The organism is Nonomuraea sp. NPDC051191 (genome assembly GCF_044455665.1).
Lineage (GTDB): Bacteria > Actinomycetota > Actinomycetes > Streptosporangiales > Streptosporangiaceae > Nonomuraea.
Map to the genome: position 1 here is coordinate 1 of NZ_JBITEZ010000040.1, position 14,929 is coordinate 14,929.

General features: G+C 67.4%; 11 protein-coding genes and 2 pseudogenes. 8 read left to right on the top strand and 5 right to left on the bottom strand.

All coding sequences use genetic code 11. The features are described 5' to 3' along the window. Positions 1–454 precede the first annotated feature (454 nt). Positions 455–1,024 (top strand): DUF4158 domain-containing protein, encoded by a 570-nt coding sequence (locus ACIA8R_RS52570; RefSeq protein WP_397045762.1) that lies wholly within the window; start codon positions 455–457, stop codon positions 1,022–1,024. Between the two features lie 31 nt (positions 1,025–1,055). Here ACIA8R_RS52570 and ACIA8R_RS52575 read toward each other — a convergent pair whose 3' ends face one another. Then, positions 1,056–2,279: a hypothetical protein gene (locus ACIA8R_RS52575; protein ID WP_397045745.1), complete on the bottom strand. Its 1,224-nt coding sequence runs from the start codon at positions 2,277–2,279 to the stop codon at positions 1,056–1,058. 504 nt (positions 2,280–2,783) lie between these two features. Here ACIA8R_RS52575 and ACIA8R_RS52580 point away from each other — a divergent pair. The 4 genes and pseudogenes from ACIA8R_RS52580 to ACIA8R_RS52595 all read left to right on the top strand — a co-directional run. Beyond that, positions 2,784–3,047 (top strand): annotated as a pseudogene (locus tag ACIA8R_RS52580) (transposase); the annotation flags it as partial. Between the two features lie 259 nt (positions 3,048–3,306). Beyond that, positions 3,307–3,471 (top strand): annotated as a pseudogene (locus ACIA8R_RS52585) (helix-turn-helix transcriptional regulator); the annotation flags it as partial. A 3-nt stretch (positions 3,472–3,474) separates the two neighbouring features. Then, on the top strand, positions 3,475–4,353 hold the full coding sequence (locus ACIA8R_RS52590) for an alpha/beta fold hydrolase (protein ID WP_397045747.1): 879 nt from the start codon (positions 3,475–3,477) through the stop codon (positions 4,351–4,353). A gap of 463 nt (positions 4,354–4,816) precedes the next feature. Then, on the top strand, positions 4,817–7,765 hold the full coding sequence (locus ACIA8R_RS52595; protein ID WP_397045749.1) for a S8 family serine peptidase: 2,949 nt from the start codon (positions 4,817–4,819) through the stop codon (positions 7,763–7,765). Between the two features lie 348 nt (positions 7,766–8,113). Here ACIA8R_RS52595 and ACIA8R_RS52600 read toward each other — a convergent pair whose 3' ends face one another. The 4 genes from ACIA8R_RS52600 to ACIA8R_RS52615 all read right to left on the bottom strand — a co-directional run bounded on the left by ACIA8R_RS52600 (position 8,114) and on the right by ACIA8R_RS52615 (position 11,109). Further along, entirely contained in the window at positions 8,114–8,944 is an 831-nt protein-coding gene (locus tag ACIA8R_RS52600) for a hypothetical protein (RefSeq protein ID WP_397045751.1), read from the bottom strand. Continuing rightward, the gene (locus ACIA8R_RS52605; protein WP_397045753.1) at positions 8,941–9,489 is read right to left on the bottom strand and encodes an RNA polymerase sigma factor; all 549 of its coding nucleotides are present in this window, start codon (positions 9,487–9,489) and stop codon (positions 8,941–8,943) included. The genes ACIA8R_RS52600 and ACIA8R_RS52605 overlap by 4 nt, the downstream gene beginning before the upstream one ends. Before the next feature lie 537 nt (positions 9,490–10,026). Beyond that, positions 10,027–10,926 carry a DUF6463 family protein gene (locus ACIA8R_RS52610; RefSeq protein ID WP_397045755.1) on the bottom strand — a complete coding sequence of 300 codons (900 nt, stop codon included), beginning with the start codon at positions 10,924–10,926 and terminating at the stop codon, positions 10,027–10,029. Between the two features lie 30 nt (positions 10,927–10,956). Beyond that, entirely contained in the window at positions 10,957–11,109 is a 153-nt protein-coding gene (locus tag ACIA8R_RS52615) for a hypothetical protein (protein WP_397045757.1), read from the bottom strand. Positions 11,110–11,287: 178 nt separating this feature from the next. Between ACIA8R_RS52615 and ACIA8R_RS52620 the strand changes: the two genes are divergently transcribed. The 3 genes from ACIA8R_RS52620 to ACIA8R_RS52630 all read left to right on the top strand — a co-directional run. Further along, a complete protein-coding gene (locus ACIA8R_RS52620; RefSeq protein ID WP_397045759.1) occupies positions 11,288–12,361 on the top strand; it encodes a hypothetical protein in 1,074 nt (357 codons plus the stop codon). A 242-nt stretch (positions 12,362–12,603) separates the two neighbouring features. Further along, positions 12,604–14,292, top strand: a complete 1,689-nt coding sequence (locus ACIA8R_RS52625) for an NF041680 family putative transposase (RefSeq protein WP_397045761.1) — start codon at positions 12,604–12,606, stop codon at positions 14,290–14,292. Between the two features lie 179 nt (positions 14,293–14,471). Continuing rightward, on the top strand, positions 14,472–14,929 hold a 458-nt coding region (locus tag ACIA8R_RS52630), incomplete at its 3' end, for a transposase (RefSeq protein WP_397045764.1).

A 14,929-nucleotide genomic window follows, 5' to 3' on the forward strand; every position in this document is an offset into this window, starting at 1 on the left:
CAGCACGACCGGACCCGCCAACGGCGGTAACGCTACAAATCCCTACGATCACACTGCGGCATCACGGGCATAGGCTCGCAAACTGCACTCTGAGGGCTTTTAATCCGTAGGTTCCGGGTTCGAGCCCCGGGCGCCCTACCATTCCACATCCCATCTGACCTGGGCTTTCTCGATTCTCGGCTCGTCTCTGAGAGGCGAAAAGGGCCGAGATCATGCTCGCCACATGCTCTTCGGCACGGGTTCGGCATGTCGGCGGGCATGTGCGCGGTGTGGAATGCCCGCTTTGCGTGGGCGGTCGCCGCGTCACCCTGCCCCGATAGGTAATGCCGGACCCGCCAAACGTCCAAGGAGAGGGGTACTATGCGAGGGTCGCTTGGCAGGCCGTGCCCAACTTAATCCGAGACCCGTCTAAGGGCTTGCAAAGCCGCTCTCGGCCGAGATGCTGCCTATTTTGGTGGGTGACACGGGTCAGCTGCAACGCGTCGGAACGCTTGTCCCGCAGGCATTGGAAGGTTCGGTCAATGCGCTCGATCTCACCCAGCTTCTCTGCACCTTGCCAAGCTCGGCACTCCAACCGACTTGCTCAACCGACACTGATGAGCACCTGCTGGCGTTGACGCTCGCGCTGAAGTGCTTTCAGCGGCTCGGCCGCTTCGCCAAGGCTCGCGAGGTGCCGGTCGTGGTGGTGGAGCAGGTGCGGCGGTGCCTGGAGCTGAAGGAGGACGTCGCGCCGACGTACGCCTCGACGTGCACCGCCGAGTCCCATCGGGTGCTGGTGCGGCGCCGGGAAGGGGCGGCGTACGCGCCGGGCAAGGCCCGCAAGATCGCGGCCAAGGCGATGACCCGGGCGGCGTGGGTGAAGAACCATCCACCAGACCTGATCAACGTGGCGTTGGAGCGGCCGGCTCAGGCCCGGCTGGAGCCGCCGGCATTCTCGACGCTGGACAGCATGGAGTCGACGATCCGCGGCCAGGCCAACGGGCAGATCTTCCAGACGATCTGGCGGCGCGAAATCGGGCCCTGAAACGTACGCAGCGGAGCCGCCGTTCGAAGTGCTACTCGTCGGCCCTTCTGGTGCTCCAGAGGCTTTCCTCGTCCAGCGCCCAGACCTCCGTGCTACCGGGGCGCTGGGATAGCTTCACGCTTGTGTCGCGGCGACCGTCCATCGTAGGCAGGGTGACAGGCTCGCGGTGCCAGGCGGTCATGTGCGCGAGGCCACCTTCGTCGGCGTCGGCGAACCAGAAGCCACCATCCCCATCGGAGACGATCTCTCCGCTGCCCCACGGCAGGATTTCCTTGCCCACGCGCGATGACCAGGCCGAGCCGTTCCAGTGCGCCAAGATCTGCCTGTTCGGCTCCGACTCGTCCTCCGCGTTCCACGTCATGTGCGCGACCACCCAGACATCGTCAGGCGCGGTCACGACCATGCTGTCGAGCTCGAGCCAGGGCTTCGTGTACTCCCGCAGCGGAGGCAGCACCAGATCGGGGAGCCGCTGCCAGCGCCGACGGTCCCATTGGGCGACCTGGACGCGATTGTTGCCACGGCCGCCCGCCACCCAGACCGCGCCGCCGGGTCCTCGTGCGAGCACGTCAGCATTCGGGACCGGTTTGTGCGTGAGGGCCTTCCCTTTGACCAACTGAGTGATCTGCCCAAGGCGGTCATCCTCTACATAGCCTTCATGGAGGGTCCACAGTTCGGTGTCGCTGACAGCCAGCACGAAATCCGGCTCGAACGGGAGTGTCCGCTCGGCCCATCCCCTGCCGTTCCACCGAGCCGCACAAGGCTCGTCTTCGCCCTCCTTGACCTCGCTCAGGCCGAACACCCACAGGCTTCCGTCCTCTGCCGCCTCGACCTCGGTCAGGACATCCGAGCAGGTTCGTGGAGGAGCGACCAGCTGCCACGTGGCTCCGTCGTAGCGCCACACCCTCCCGCGGGTCTCGGTGTCGTTCGTGGCCAGGCATCCCCGGTCCTTGTCCACGTATGGCTTGACCAGAACATCTCCGAGTCCGACCACCCAGACCATCCCATCTCGCAAGACCGCCACGTCGGCGGGCCGCCCGTCCGTGATGGTCCTGATGTGACGCCAGTCGTCGACGCGATTGGTGGGGAGGGGATCGTCCGGTTCCATAGGCGGCAGGTCGTCACAGGTGGGCACGGGCGCCGGTTTCGCCATGGTGGTAGAGGTCGGCGGGGTGGAGGGAGCGCCCGCCGACGCGGCCGAGCAGGCACAGAGCAGAAGCGAGACAAGCAATGCCATCGAACGCCGGGAACCGGACATCTGGTCATCCTAAGTCCAAGATCAGCGAGACACTGGCTGCACTGCTGGAAATGATCAGCCAGGGCGCCGCTCGTCAAGCAGCTGAACGGATCGCGACACATCCGGTGGATGGGAGAGATCACGAGCAGCGTTCATCGGGGCGGACATATGGCGTCCGGCAGCCCCGCATCGCCCTCATGCTCCATTACGGCTACAGCTGGTTCCATCCCGTCGACACCCCGCCCCGCACCTGCTGCAGCGCAACGACCTCGCCCCGGTCACCCGGCAGCTCCTCGACGCCCCCGACCGCAACTCCGGCGGCTCTGAGCTGACCGTACGCATGCTCGAACTCACCGGCGGCACCCCACCAGGCGCAGTGAGGTGCCAAGCAGATTCCGGACAGTCGGCTACATAAGCTGACAGAAGTCTGGAAGAGGTAGAGGTACGTGACGAGGCGTCGCAGCAGTTCTCCCCGGAGTTCAAGGAAGAAGCAGTCCGCATGGTGCTGGAGGGGAACGGACGGTCGCGTCAGTGGCACGCGAGTTCGGGATCAACGCCAGCACGTTGGGCGGTTGGGTGCACCGGCATCGGATCGTGCTGGAGGAGGTGAAGCAGCCGGTCTCAGGGCCGGAACGGGCCAGGATCCGGGAGTTGGAGCGGGAGAACGCCGAGCTGCGGGAGAAGCTGGCGTTCTTGAAGAAGTCCCCCTGCCCCTTCCGGGACGCCACACCTGGCGTGAAGATCGGGACGGGTTGCTTGCCGACGCCGACGCCGCATGAGACGGGTTGATCTCGCAAAGGGGCCTACGAACACGGCTTGAACAGCCGTTCCTGAGCTCTGGAGCCTGGACCGTGGTGACTGGTCCTGGATCGGGCAGGTGGCCAGGCCTGGAGTTCGGGTTGGTCTCGACGCTTGAGCAAGAGAATTGCTTCCACGTCCGACTCATGTACGACACTGCCGAGGATGTCCGCCACCTGCGCTCACACGGGCTGCGTCGCGCTCACCTGGCCTGCGCTGGTGGTGAACCGGTCAGCCTGCGGAACGCTCTGGTCGGTCGCGCAAGCAGATCGCCGCCCAGCTCTTCCTGAGCCCGCGCACGGTCGAGTACCACCTGTACAAGATCTATCCGAAGCTGGGCATCGGCTCCCGTACGGAACTGGCGCGGCTAGTAGTTCTACAGAAGGCGCCAGTAGCCGAAGACGACATGCTTTGAGGCATGCAAAACGTGACCATCTGGAGTGAAGAGTTCGGTGCCGAGACGGACGCGCCGATCTTGTTGATCATGGGTTCGATGTCGCAGGGCGTCCTGTGGCCGGATGAGTTCGTCGGCCGACTGACCGCCGGAGGTCGGCGGGTGATCCGGTACGACCACCGTGACACCGGCATGTCGGGCACCGTGGACTTCGCGGCGGAGCCGTACACGTGGGACGACATCAAGAACGACGTGTACCGCGTGATGGACGCCCATGTCCTGGAGAGCGCGCACCTGGTCTGTCATTCGGCGGGCGGGCTGCTGGGTCAGTTCGTGGCCGTGGAGCGGCCCGAGCGGGTGCGTTCGCTGACTGTCATCGGTTCTTCCCCGCTCGGAGGTGGCGAGGGTCAGGTGATCATGCGGGCTCTGATGGGGCAGCCGCAGCCTGAGGGGAGCTTGCCGGAGCCGGCGCCGGAGTTCGTGGCCTTCTACCAGTCGCTGATGGCCGCTCCGCCATCGGAGGGCCGGCGTGCGCGGATCGACGGCATGATCGCCGAGCAGCGTCTGCTGCACGGTGCCGGTTTGCCGTTCGATGAGAACGCGGCGCGGCGTCTGCAGGAACGGATCTATGACCGGGCCCGTGATTTGTCGGCGATGGCCAACCATCGGCTGGCACACATGGCCAAGCCCGACTTCGAGCCGGTGGGTGTGTTGCACCGGGTGAAGGTGCCGACATTGGTGATCGAGGGCAGCCACGAGCCGGCCAAGCCGGGCCATAGCGCGATCATCGCCGAGCAGATCCCGGGGGCGCGGCTGATGGTGGTGGCGGGTATGGGGCACACGCTGCCGCCGGAGGTGCACGAGGAACTGGCCGCCGCCATCCTCGCGCACACGGCCGGGTGACGTGCGTTCCTGATCGGCAGGGCCACATCCGGCATGCGGCAATCCGCCGAGCCGTCCGCATGCACGCCTCCCAGCTCGCCCCGTTGATCGACGATCTGATGGCGCTGCCCAAGCGGCTTGGCGCGCCGATCCTGGCCGCGGAGGAACGCCAAGGAAGACCTGCTGGTGCCGGCCTGCACCCACGACCAAGTCCACCGCCCACCGCACCTGACCTTCCGCTTCGGCTGCGGTCGCCTGGACGCACTCGATCAGCTCCTCGATCTGCCGCTGACCGTTTTACACGGCCATGGACTGGGTTGCACGTCATCGATCCGCTGCCCCAGAAACCGGTAACAACAACGCCGAGCCGGACATCTACCCCCTTGTGTCATTTTTTGATCATCGGATACTGAGTTTCGGGCTCATCCCGACGTTGCTCGCGGCCACGGCCGCCACCACCTCGCCTCCGCCTTCCCGGAGCGGTTTGACCCTGCTCACCGGCGACCGGGTCGTTGTCAGCGGCCAGGCCCACCAGGTCGTCCCTGGCCCCGGCCGCGACGTCGACTTCATGAGCCAGGTCGTCGGCGGCCACCTCTTCGTGATCCCCTCCGACGTCCGTCCGCTCATCGCGCGCGGAGTGCTCGACCGGCGACTGTTCGACGTCACCCAGCTCCTCCAATGGGGGTACGGCGACGCGGAACGGCCCGACATCCCCCTCATCACCCAGTCCGCCCCGGGACTACGCGGGGCACGGCAGCTTGGTGGCCTCGGCATGTCGGCACTCAGTCTGCCCAAGAGCGACGCGGCCACGACCTGGCAGAGCCTCGCGGGCAATGCCAGGAGCCTGCAAGCGACCAAGATCTGGCTGGACGGCAAGCGCACCTACACACTGGACAAGAGCACCGCGCAGATCGGCGCGACCGAGGCGTGGAAGCAGGGCCTGACGGGCGAGGGCGTCACGGTGGCCGTCCTCGACTCTGGCTACGACCCTGACCATCCCGACCTCAAGGGCGTGGTGAGCCAGGAGCGCAACTTCAGCACCGATCCCGACATCACCGACCCCCTCGGGCACGGCACCCACGTGGCCTCGATCATCGCCTCCAACGACGCGACCTACCGCGGCGTGGCGCCAGGTGCCCGGCTGGCCATCGGCAAGGTGGGCGGCGCGGCTGGAGCCAGCGAGTCGGCGATCGTGGCCGGGATGGACTGGGCGGCCAACGAGGTCAAGGCCAAGGTCATCAACTTCAGCATGGCCGCCCCGGACCAACCTGGCCTCGACCCCGTCGAGCAGGCGGTCAACGCGCTGTCGGCCAGCACCGGGGCGCTGTTCGTCGTCGGCGCGGGCAACTCGGGACGAGCACCGGTCAGCAGTCCGGCAAGCGCGGACGCCGCGCTCGCGGTCGGCGCGGTCGATCGGGACGACAAGATCGCCGACTTCTCCAGCACCGGCCCTCGCGAGGGCGACCACGCGGTCAAGCCGGACATCACCGCGCCAGGCATTGCCATCATGGCGGCCGAGGCAGGTGGGGGGCACGTCGCGATGGACGGCACCTCGATGGCGACGCCGCACGTGGCGGGGGCCGCGGCGATCCTGGCCCAGCGCCATCCGGACTGGAGCGGGCAACGGCTCAAGGCGGTGCTCATGGGCAGCGCGATTCCCGCGGAGGGGACCACGCCGTACCAGCAGGGCAGCGGGCGGGTGGACGTGGTGCGCGCGCTGAAGCTCCAGGTCACGGCGGAGGCCAAGGACGCCTGGGCCGCATTCCGCTGGGACGGGCAGAACCGGGTCCAACGCGGCACCATCACCTACGCGAACGCCGGCGACTCCCTGGTCAGCCTCGCCCTGCGGGCCACGGACGACATGGTCAAGCTGAGCGCAGCCACGCTGAAGGTGCCTGCGGGCGGACAGGCTTCGGTGGACGTGATCGTCGACGCGAGCGGCAAGGCGCCCGGCGACCACGTCGCGATCATCACCGCTACCTCGGGTGATACCTTGATCCGCACGATGGCTGGAGCCTATGTCGAGCCGGAGTCCTACGACCTCACGATCAAGGCGCTCAGCGCGAACGGCGAACCCGCCGACGCGTACGCCCAGATCTACGACCCGCGCACGAACGACATCCGCGAGGTAAGCGTGCAGGCGGGCACCGGGACGATCCGGCTCTCCAAGGGCGACTGGAACGTCTACGCCGAAGTCGCCGTCCGGCCATCGAAGGTGATCTTCCACGACGCCATCAAACTGGACAGCCCAGGCCAGAGCATCACGATCGACGCCAGGAGCGCCAGAACGGCGAAGATCGGCGTGGACGACCCGTCCGCCGTGGTGCCACGCGGGTACACGTTCCAGATGGAGTACGGCAGGTGGCGGATGTTGATGTCAGGCGGCTCGCCCGACGCGTCGTCCCACTTCCGCTTCATCCCGGTACGGCAGGCCGGGCTGCGCGCCTCGATCAGTACCATCTGGAAGGCCGCCACCCCGTATGTCCTGGTGGCGCACTACGAGAACGGATTCCCCGACGACCCCTCCTACGTTGCCAAGCGCGCCGAACTGGCCAAGGTGAGCGCGACCTACCGGGGCGCGGGCGTCGCCGCCAAGGGCACGCCGATAGTGGGGAACCGGCTGGGCGACTCCCCATCTGCGGCCCTGAGCCCGGTGTTCTCCGAGGTCGACCTGCCCAGCACCCAGACCTACTACCGGACGCCCGGGGTGGTCTACGACAGCGGGCTGATGGTCGGCGACGCGGTGATGACCGACAGCGGGCGGACCACCCCGGTGGACGGCGTCCAGGAACTGTGGAACATCGCGGTGGCTGGGCCCTCGCCGGGCAGCGGCAGCCGTACCAGGGACACGATCACGATCGCGGCCGGCTCGCTCTTCGCGGACGGGAACCCCGGGCACGCGGGGACCGATGGCGCGGCGACCGGCACCGCGATCTTGACCAGCGGCGGGAAGATCGTGACCGCGGCCGAGCTGGCCGGATGCCGGGGCGACGCACCTGAAACCTGCATGCTGTCGGCCGAGGTGCCGGCGGAAGAGGCGACCTATACGCTGACCACGTCGATGCGCAGACAGGTGGACCATTCCACGCTGTCCACGGCGGTCGAGTCGGTGTGGACGTTCCGATCAGGGCACGCGGCACAGACGACCCCGCTCTCCCTCGTGGCGGTGCGTTACGCGCCGATCGGGTTGGACTCGCTCAACCAGGCCAAGGCGGGCACTGTGACGCGGGTGCCGATCTGGGTGGAAGGCGGACAGCGCGCGGTCTCGGTGGAGATGTCGTCCGATGACGGTAAGAGCTGGCACCAGGTGCCGCTGGTCAAGGGCTCGATCGCACTCGTGCCGAATCCCAGCCAGGCCAGCTTCATATCGTTGCGTGCAAAGGTACCCGGATCTCTCGAGCAGACGATCATCCGCGCCTACGCGGTGAAGTAGCGCCCTGGATTAGGGAGTGTCTGACAAATGATCAACGTTCACGCTTGAATGGTTGATCGCGGTGCGACGTGGCGAGTTGACCGATAAGGCGTGGGCGCGGCTCGAGCCGTTGCTGCGGGCGACCGATGGACGGGGACGTTCCTGGCGGGAGCATCGGGAGCAGCCTCGGCGGCTGCCCGCACACCTTCGACGCCCTCACCTACCCTGGTCGAAGGCTGTATCGGCAAGCTCAAGCAAGGCGCGCCATCGCCACGCGCTTCGACAAGCTGGCCAGCCGCTAACCGACGGGAGTCACCATCGCCTCGCTCAAACTCTGGCTCCGACACGCCGAATTGTCAGATACTCCCGCTAGCAGTCCTGCTGGACCTCACCGAGTTGGGTCTCGGTCACGTAGACCAAGGCCTTTCTGGGCTCGGTGAGGAATCCGTTCTGAACGAAGTAGCCGTCGGGCACGGTCGGTAGCGGGTCGCTCGACCCCTCCGGCCCCTGGACGGTGAAGTCGCTTATGTGCACCCCCCGCTCGGCCAGCAGCCGCCGCACCTCAGCGACCGTCTTGTCCTTGTACGGCACGCAGTACAGCGGTTCGCCCTTGGCGTCGAACCGGGTGATCGACCGGTACGGCTCCCCCGGCTTGGCCTTGCGCCCGATCGTGATGTCGGCCTTGCCAGCGAACGCGATGGGAATCTTGACCCCGAGGGCGCAGCCTTCGGTCCTGTCACAGCCCCCGGCCGGGTAGATGCCCTTGATCTGCTTGACGTACTTGTTACCCGGCGCCACGGGGAACACCCGGCCCTCGTACGCCCCGGTCTCCGGTACCACCCGGAGCGTGATGTCCAGCCCGGCGGCCCTGAGCTGCGCCTGGTAGGCGGCTGGGTTGGCGTACAGGTCGTTGATCTTGATGACGTAGAAGCCGTTCTCCCGCTCGATATCGAGCGCGGCGGCCGGTGCCGGCCCGAGCCCCGACTCCATCGGCAGCACCCAATTGACCGCCAGCAGCCCGGCCGCGACCAGGGCGGTGGCAGGCGCGGCCAGCCGCCACCCGAGGCGCTTCCGGCGCACGCGCTCGGCGGGTGGCTCCTCGGCCGTGATCGCGTGCATCAGCTCGCGCGCCCCGTCACTGACCTCTGTCACGGGCGCGGCGGCGAATCGGGCGACGAGGTGATCGATGTTGGTCCTCATGACTGCCTCTCTGCGAGCGCCACGGCCCGCTCACCGAACGGCGAAAGATCCATGTGCGCGTCGGCCAGCGCGGTCGCGAACCGCTTGCGCGCGCGATGCAGCCTCAGGCGTACGGCCCCACGCGAGCAATCCAGCACCTTGGCGATCTCCTTGCTTCCGAGCCCTTCCCAGGCAACGAGCGACAACAGTTCCCGATCGTCGTCGGACAACTGCCTGAAGGCGCGGTAAGCGGCTCCCGTCTCGCGTACCACGACGTCGTCCTGCGGTTCCTGCGCCTGGAACTCGTCCCTGAGCCGCCCCGCCAGCGCCGACCTGCGTTCCTCGGCCCTGAAGTGATTGGCCAGCACCCGCCTGGCCACGCAGTACAGCCACAGCCGTGCCTCGTCCCCGGCCGGCACGTCCCCGATTCGCCGCCAGGCGACAGTGAACGTCTCGGCAATCACATCGGCGATGTCTTCGGGGTGGACGGTTCGTCGCCGCACGTAGGTGGCCACAGCCGGGTAGTGCGCCGTGTAGATCTCCTCGAAGCGCTGTTTGGGCGCCATGCAGCGATTCCTCTCGGGGTGCCGGGTATACCGCAGGAGATGTCCGGATCCCCGGATCTGTTACATACCAAGTGAGGAATTCTGCCGAGGGCGCCCCGCCAGACATGACCATCAGTTAGATGATGCCCTCGGCGACGCCGGTCCGGCCGCGCCGCCACCCGTCACCCCACCCGCCGCCATCGCGGCGGAACAGCCGGTGGCCGCGCACGAGACCGACTGTGGAGGCTTCGGATCCACAAGACGGCTCCGCTAGGTGCAGGCCGGCCAGATAGCTGTCGGGCGCAGCGACCTGGAACCCATCTACCCGAAGTGTGCGTGGATCAGCGCGACCGTCGAGTACCGTCCGGGACGCGGGCCCATCTACCCGCCATGGAACCCACCGTCGCTGCGGCGTTCCGCAAGCCGCATTCGTCCAGTCGGCCATCACTCGCCAGGCTCGGCGACCATGCGAACTGGAGGCGCAAGTTCATCGCGTTCTTCGGCGCCATCGGGATCCTCGGACTGGACAGAATACGCTTCTGCCTGTGGGAAAAGGGTTCAGTGAGCGGTCCTTGCGGCGGTGAAGTTGGCCGCGATGAGCATCCCGGCGGGGATGAGCGCACCGAGGAACCCGCTCGGCCCGATCAGGAGGATGGCTAGCGCCGCCCACCCGAGCAGGGCCCAGCCGACATACCCCGGGACGTGCTGTCCCTGCCTCCCTGCCCGCGACACCAGCAGCCCCAGCAGCACCAACACCACGACGAATCCGCCGGGCAGCGCCCAGAACGTCACCATCGAGTCGCTGCCGCCGACCCGGTCGCGGAGGTCACCGGCGAGCCAGCTGGACCACGGGGCGAGCCGGGCGAACACGGCGGTGTGCAGCACGGCAATGAGGATCATGGTGTGGCCTGCCCAAATGGTGAGCCGGCTCGGGGGCGTGTTGGTGCTCATGGTGACCATCCTCGCTGGGCCGAGATCGGCGGGACTCCCTTGCGGGAGGGATGCGGCTCCCCTTCTCGGGGGAGCGGGGCTGACCTGCTGCGCGATTGCGCCCGGCGCGGGATGCGCGGCATCACCGAGCGCTTGGGCCGCCCGCTCGCCGGGAGTGAAGACCTCCTGCCAGTGCGGTCCGTGCATCCACCGGTCGGAGAACCAGTGCATCGACTCGGCGCAGTCCAAGACCTGCGCATGCCGGCCGCGCTCGGTGGCCAGCCGCATCACGCCCAGCCAGTTGTCCACGTTCACCCGCAGCCACTGCTCGGCCTCCGCCACGGTGGCCAGGCCGGGCTCCCGCCGCTCGGGCGGGCCGTGGGCGGGCTCGAACCGGCGGCCCGCGGTGGTGGCCATCCTCAATAGCCACGCGATCATCGTCTCGGTGGTCGCCTGCTGGTCGGCTCCGGCCTCTTCGGCGTGCAGGCGTTCGCGGGCGAACAGCCGTACTAGTGGCCTGTCACGCAACCTTGGCCGGGTAATTGGTCCAGCTTCTGATCAGCGAACTGGCGGCGAAGTTCGTCTTGGGTCGGTTCGGGCGTTGCGCCAGCGGACGTAGGCACCGATCGCCGCGTTCTGCTCGTCATGACTGCGGTGGTCGGTGCCGTTCAGCGTGTAGTAGCGCAGCGCGGCGACTCTGATTCGATCCAATTCAGGGTTCACCGCCGGAGGTCAATTACTTGTCCGACATTCGGTGATGGGCCACTAGCTGAGCGCTCATGGCGACGCGAGCCCTTGTGGGACCCGGGTGTGTCCCTCCGGGGGAGGGACAGCACCGTGCAGAATTAGTTAACCTCCTTTCCAGTTCCTCGTGAACGGAGGTATCGGCATGCGCCGTCTGGCCGCGCTCGTCTCCTTACTCCTCCCCCTCCTTCTCCTGCCCGTCCCCGCACAGGCCGCTGCGACCCCGCTGCAGGTCTACGGCGCCTGGCACTGCGGTGATGACGCCTGCATCTGGGGCAACGTCCGCAGTCCAACAGACTTCGACGCAAAGAACCACTGGCTGATCGACCGAGGAGACGGCCGCCCCTCGGTCAACCTCGTGGTGCTCAGCTTCGTCCACCCGGTCAAGTTGCTACACAAGACCACCGACACGCAGACCCTCGAAGGCGTGCCGCGTGGCATGACCGCTGACATCGTGAACTACTTCACCAGCCGTGGAATCCGGGTGATGCTCTCCATCGGCGGCATCACGTACACCACCGCGTGGAACTCCGCCCTGGCGGAGAATGCGGCGCAGTTCGGGCGCAACGCGGCCGAGGTCGCCCAGCGGCTCGGCGTCGGCATAGAGATCGACTACGAGGAGAACAGCAGGCCCGACCTGGCCGCTCTGCAGGCCTTCGTCGACGCCTACCGCTCCGCCCTGCCGTACGACGCGAGCGGTGCGAACCCAGCCGCCCGGCTGACCATCGACCTCGCCGCCGGTGACCGCTGGCTCATCGACATCACCAGGAAGGCGACCGCGGACTGGCTGCGCACCGACACCCCGGTCCTGGACTACGCCAACGCGATGGTGCCCGCCCAGCAGCCCAGGAGCTCCGACGCCATCGCCAACTGGCAGGAGCACATCGACGGCAAGACCACCTACTCTCCGCCGATCCCGTCGCTGGCTCCGGCCAAGTTCACCGGCGCGTTCTACATCGCTGAAGGAAGCAAGGTCCGCGCCGAATGCACGAACTTCAGCACCTCGCTGCAGAAGTCCACGGGATCGTTCGTCCAGACGGCCGCGCCGAAGGGTGCCGGACTCACTTCCGGCATGCTCGGCTACATGTTCTGGGCCGCCGAACGTCCCTCCACAAGGGGCGTGACCACCGCACCTCCGAACTCCTGCGAGGGAGGCGTGGGCGGCGGCGCCACCGCGTACGCCATCCCCCTCCCGATGCCCGCCCTACGGCAAAGCTGACCGCCTCCCGGGACCGGGCCGCCGGTCCCGGGACAGACCAATTACCTGTCCGAGATTCGGTGACGGGCCACTAGCTCGCCCGCCACAGCGGGCGAGGCCATAGCTGGTTCCCAGTCTCAGCTTGTTCTTTATCCTCCGGTTTGTTGTGCTGAGCGGCGGTTTGATCGTTTCGCGGACAGCAAGACGGCCTTGAGTGATCATGTGCGGTGTCGAGTCGCTACTGATCACGCAAGGCCGTGAGGGTGAGTCTGCTGAATGATGCCGCCTGTGTCGAGTCCTCCGAGGTGTTGTCCCGGTTCCGGAACGACGTCTACGCCTGCCTCAAGGTGCGGGCCGATGCGTTGTTCGAGCTGGCTGATGCGCTGCTGTGTGAGCCGGGACCGGTGCGCTCGCCGGTGGATCTGACCTTGACGCCGGAGTACCGGCGCGGGCACGGCGCCTTGTACAGCGGGCTCAACCACGGTCGGATCGATGGGGAAGGGCTGCGCCAGGTGCTGGCCGGGCTGCCGTTGCCGCGCTGGCCGGACGGGCGGATCGTGCTGGCGGTTGATGTGTCCCCGTGGCTGCGCTCGGACGCGCCCTGCTCGGCCGAGCGGCTGTTCTGCCACGTCTATGGCCGGGCCAAGAGCGCCTCGCAGTTCATCCCGGGCTGGCCGTACTCGTTCGTGGCGGCGCTGGAGATGGGCCGCACGTCATGGACGGCGCCGCTGGATGTGGTGCGGCTGGGACCGGCCGATGATGCCACCGCCGTCACCGCCGCCCAACTGCGCGGCGTCATCGAACGGCTGATCGCCGCCGGCCAGTGGTGCAGCGGGGACCCGGACGTGCTCATCGTGGCCGACGCCGGCTACGACATCACCCGTCTGGCCTACGTCCTGCGCGACCTGCCGGTCGAACTGCTGGGGCGCATCCGCTCCGACCGGGTGCTGCGCCTGCCGCCCCCGCCGCGCCGCTATGACCCCAAAGGTGGCCGGCCGCCCAAGCACGGCGGTGAGTTCGCCCTGGCCGACCCCGCCACCTGGCCCGAACCGGCGGTGACCACCGCGACGGACACCACTCACTACGGCAAGGCCGAGACCAGAGCCTGGGACCGGCTGCATCCTCGACTGACGCATCGCGCGGCGTGGCTCGATCACGATGGCGAGTTGCCCCTCATCGAGGGCACCTTGATCCGGTTGAAGGTTGAGCACCTGCCTGGCGACCGGGACGCCCCACCGGTCTGGCTGTGGTCCTCTAAAACCGGCGCCACCAGCGCGGACGTGGATCGCTGCTGGCAGGCGTTCCTGCGCAGATTCGACCTGGAGCACACCTACCGCTTCTGGAAGCAGACCCTCGGCTGGACCCGGCCCAAGCTGCGCGCCGCCCAAGCCGCCGACCGCTGGACCTGGCTGCTCATCATCGTTCACACCCAGCTACGCCTGGCTCGCCGGCTGACCGAGGACCTACGTCACCCGTGGGAGAAAGCGGCCGCGTGGGGTCAGCTCACTCCCGCCCGGGTCCGGCGCGGGTTTCGGAACCTGCGCCCCGCACTCGCCCAGCCAGCCGGTGCACCCAAACCCCGGTGTCGGCTGCGGCCAGCCACACCGTCAGCGGCAGGTGCCCCCGTGAAGGGTCCTGCACCTCGCGGCTTACGCACAGCTCCCGGAAGAAATCGATGGCCGGAGTGGAGGTACTGGAGGTGCTGGACGAAGAGGTGGCGGTCGGTTCAGTCATGTGGGTGTGGCCCGAATACCGGGTCAGCGATCCCTGTCACTGATCCAAATACCGGCCCGAGAGCCTGTGTTAGGACAGGCCGTCAAGCAAAGGTTCGACAAGGCCCGCTCTGCCGTGCGGTCCACCATCGCGTGTGGATGATCTCGGCCTGCTCTTCTCTGCACGCCCGTCCTCGGGCCCAGGCGGGCTCAGTCTCCGGTGAGGCACCAGGGCTTTGAGGGCGTGCCCCATCCAGAAGAGCGCATTTCCTCACCTCAATGCCGTAGCTCACTGCATCCACAGGAGTGGTGTACGAGTTTGACCTGGCCACAAGCGTGGCGGCCGTGAAATGGCGACGGCCATCGCGTGATCCTCGAGTGCGAACTCCAGCACGGCCGGCCGGGTAGAGAACTGCCAGCTGGGCGTCTTCCTCGCCTACGCCTCCCCGTGGGGCCGAGCGCTGATCGACGCCGAACTGTATCTGCCGAAGTCATGGACCGATGATCGAGTCCGATGCGCCCAAGCCGGCATCGGCGAAGAGGGGCAGTTCGCCACCAAGCCCGTACTGGCCCGGATGATGCTCACCCGCGCCTTGGAGACGGGTGTGCCAGCCTCGTGGGTAACGGCCGATGAGGCATACGGCATGGACTTCAAGTTCCGGCGGTTCCTGGAAACGCACCACCTCGGCTACGTGGTCGCGGTCCCCAAGAACCAATGGGTCGGTAAGGGGTGGGGCGAGCAGATCCACGCCCACACCGCGACCGCCCATGCCCCGCCTGAGGCATGGAAGCGCCACTCCTGCGGCAACGGCGCCAAAGGGCCACGCCTGTATGACTGGGCCCTAGCCACCGTGCACTTCGAAACCGAGCCCGGCTA

What these genes read in the sequence shown, in the direction of transcription:
- ACIA8R_RS52575 (WP_397045745.1), bottom strand. Translation starts at nt 2,279, where the DNA reads ATGTCCGGTTCCCGGCGTTCGATGGCATTGCTTGTCTCGCTTCTGCTC.
- ACIA8R_RS52600 (WP_397045751.1), bottom strand. Translation starts at nt 8,944, where the DNA reads ATGAGGACCAACATCGATCACCTCGTCGCCCGATTCGCCGCCGCGCCC.
- ACIA8R_RS52605 (WP_397045753.1), bottom strand. Translation starts at nt 9,489, where the DNA reads ATGGCGCCCAAACAGCGCTTCGAGGAGATCTACACGGCGCACTACCCG.
- ACIA8R_RS52620 (WP_397045759.1), top strand. Translation starts at nt 11,288, where the DNA reads ATGCGCCGTCTGGCCGCGCTCGTCTCCTTACTCCTCCCCCTCCTTCTC.
- ACIA8R_RS52590 (WP_397045747.1), top strand. Translation starts at nt 3,475, where the DNA reads ATGCAAAACGTGACCATCTGGAGTGAAGAGTTCGGTGCCGAGACGGAC.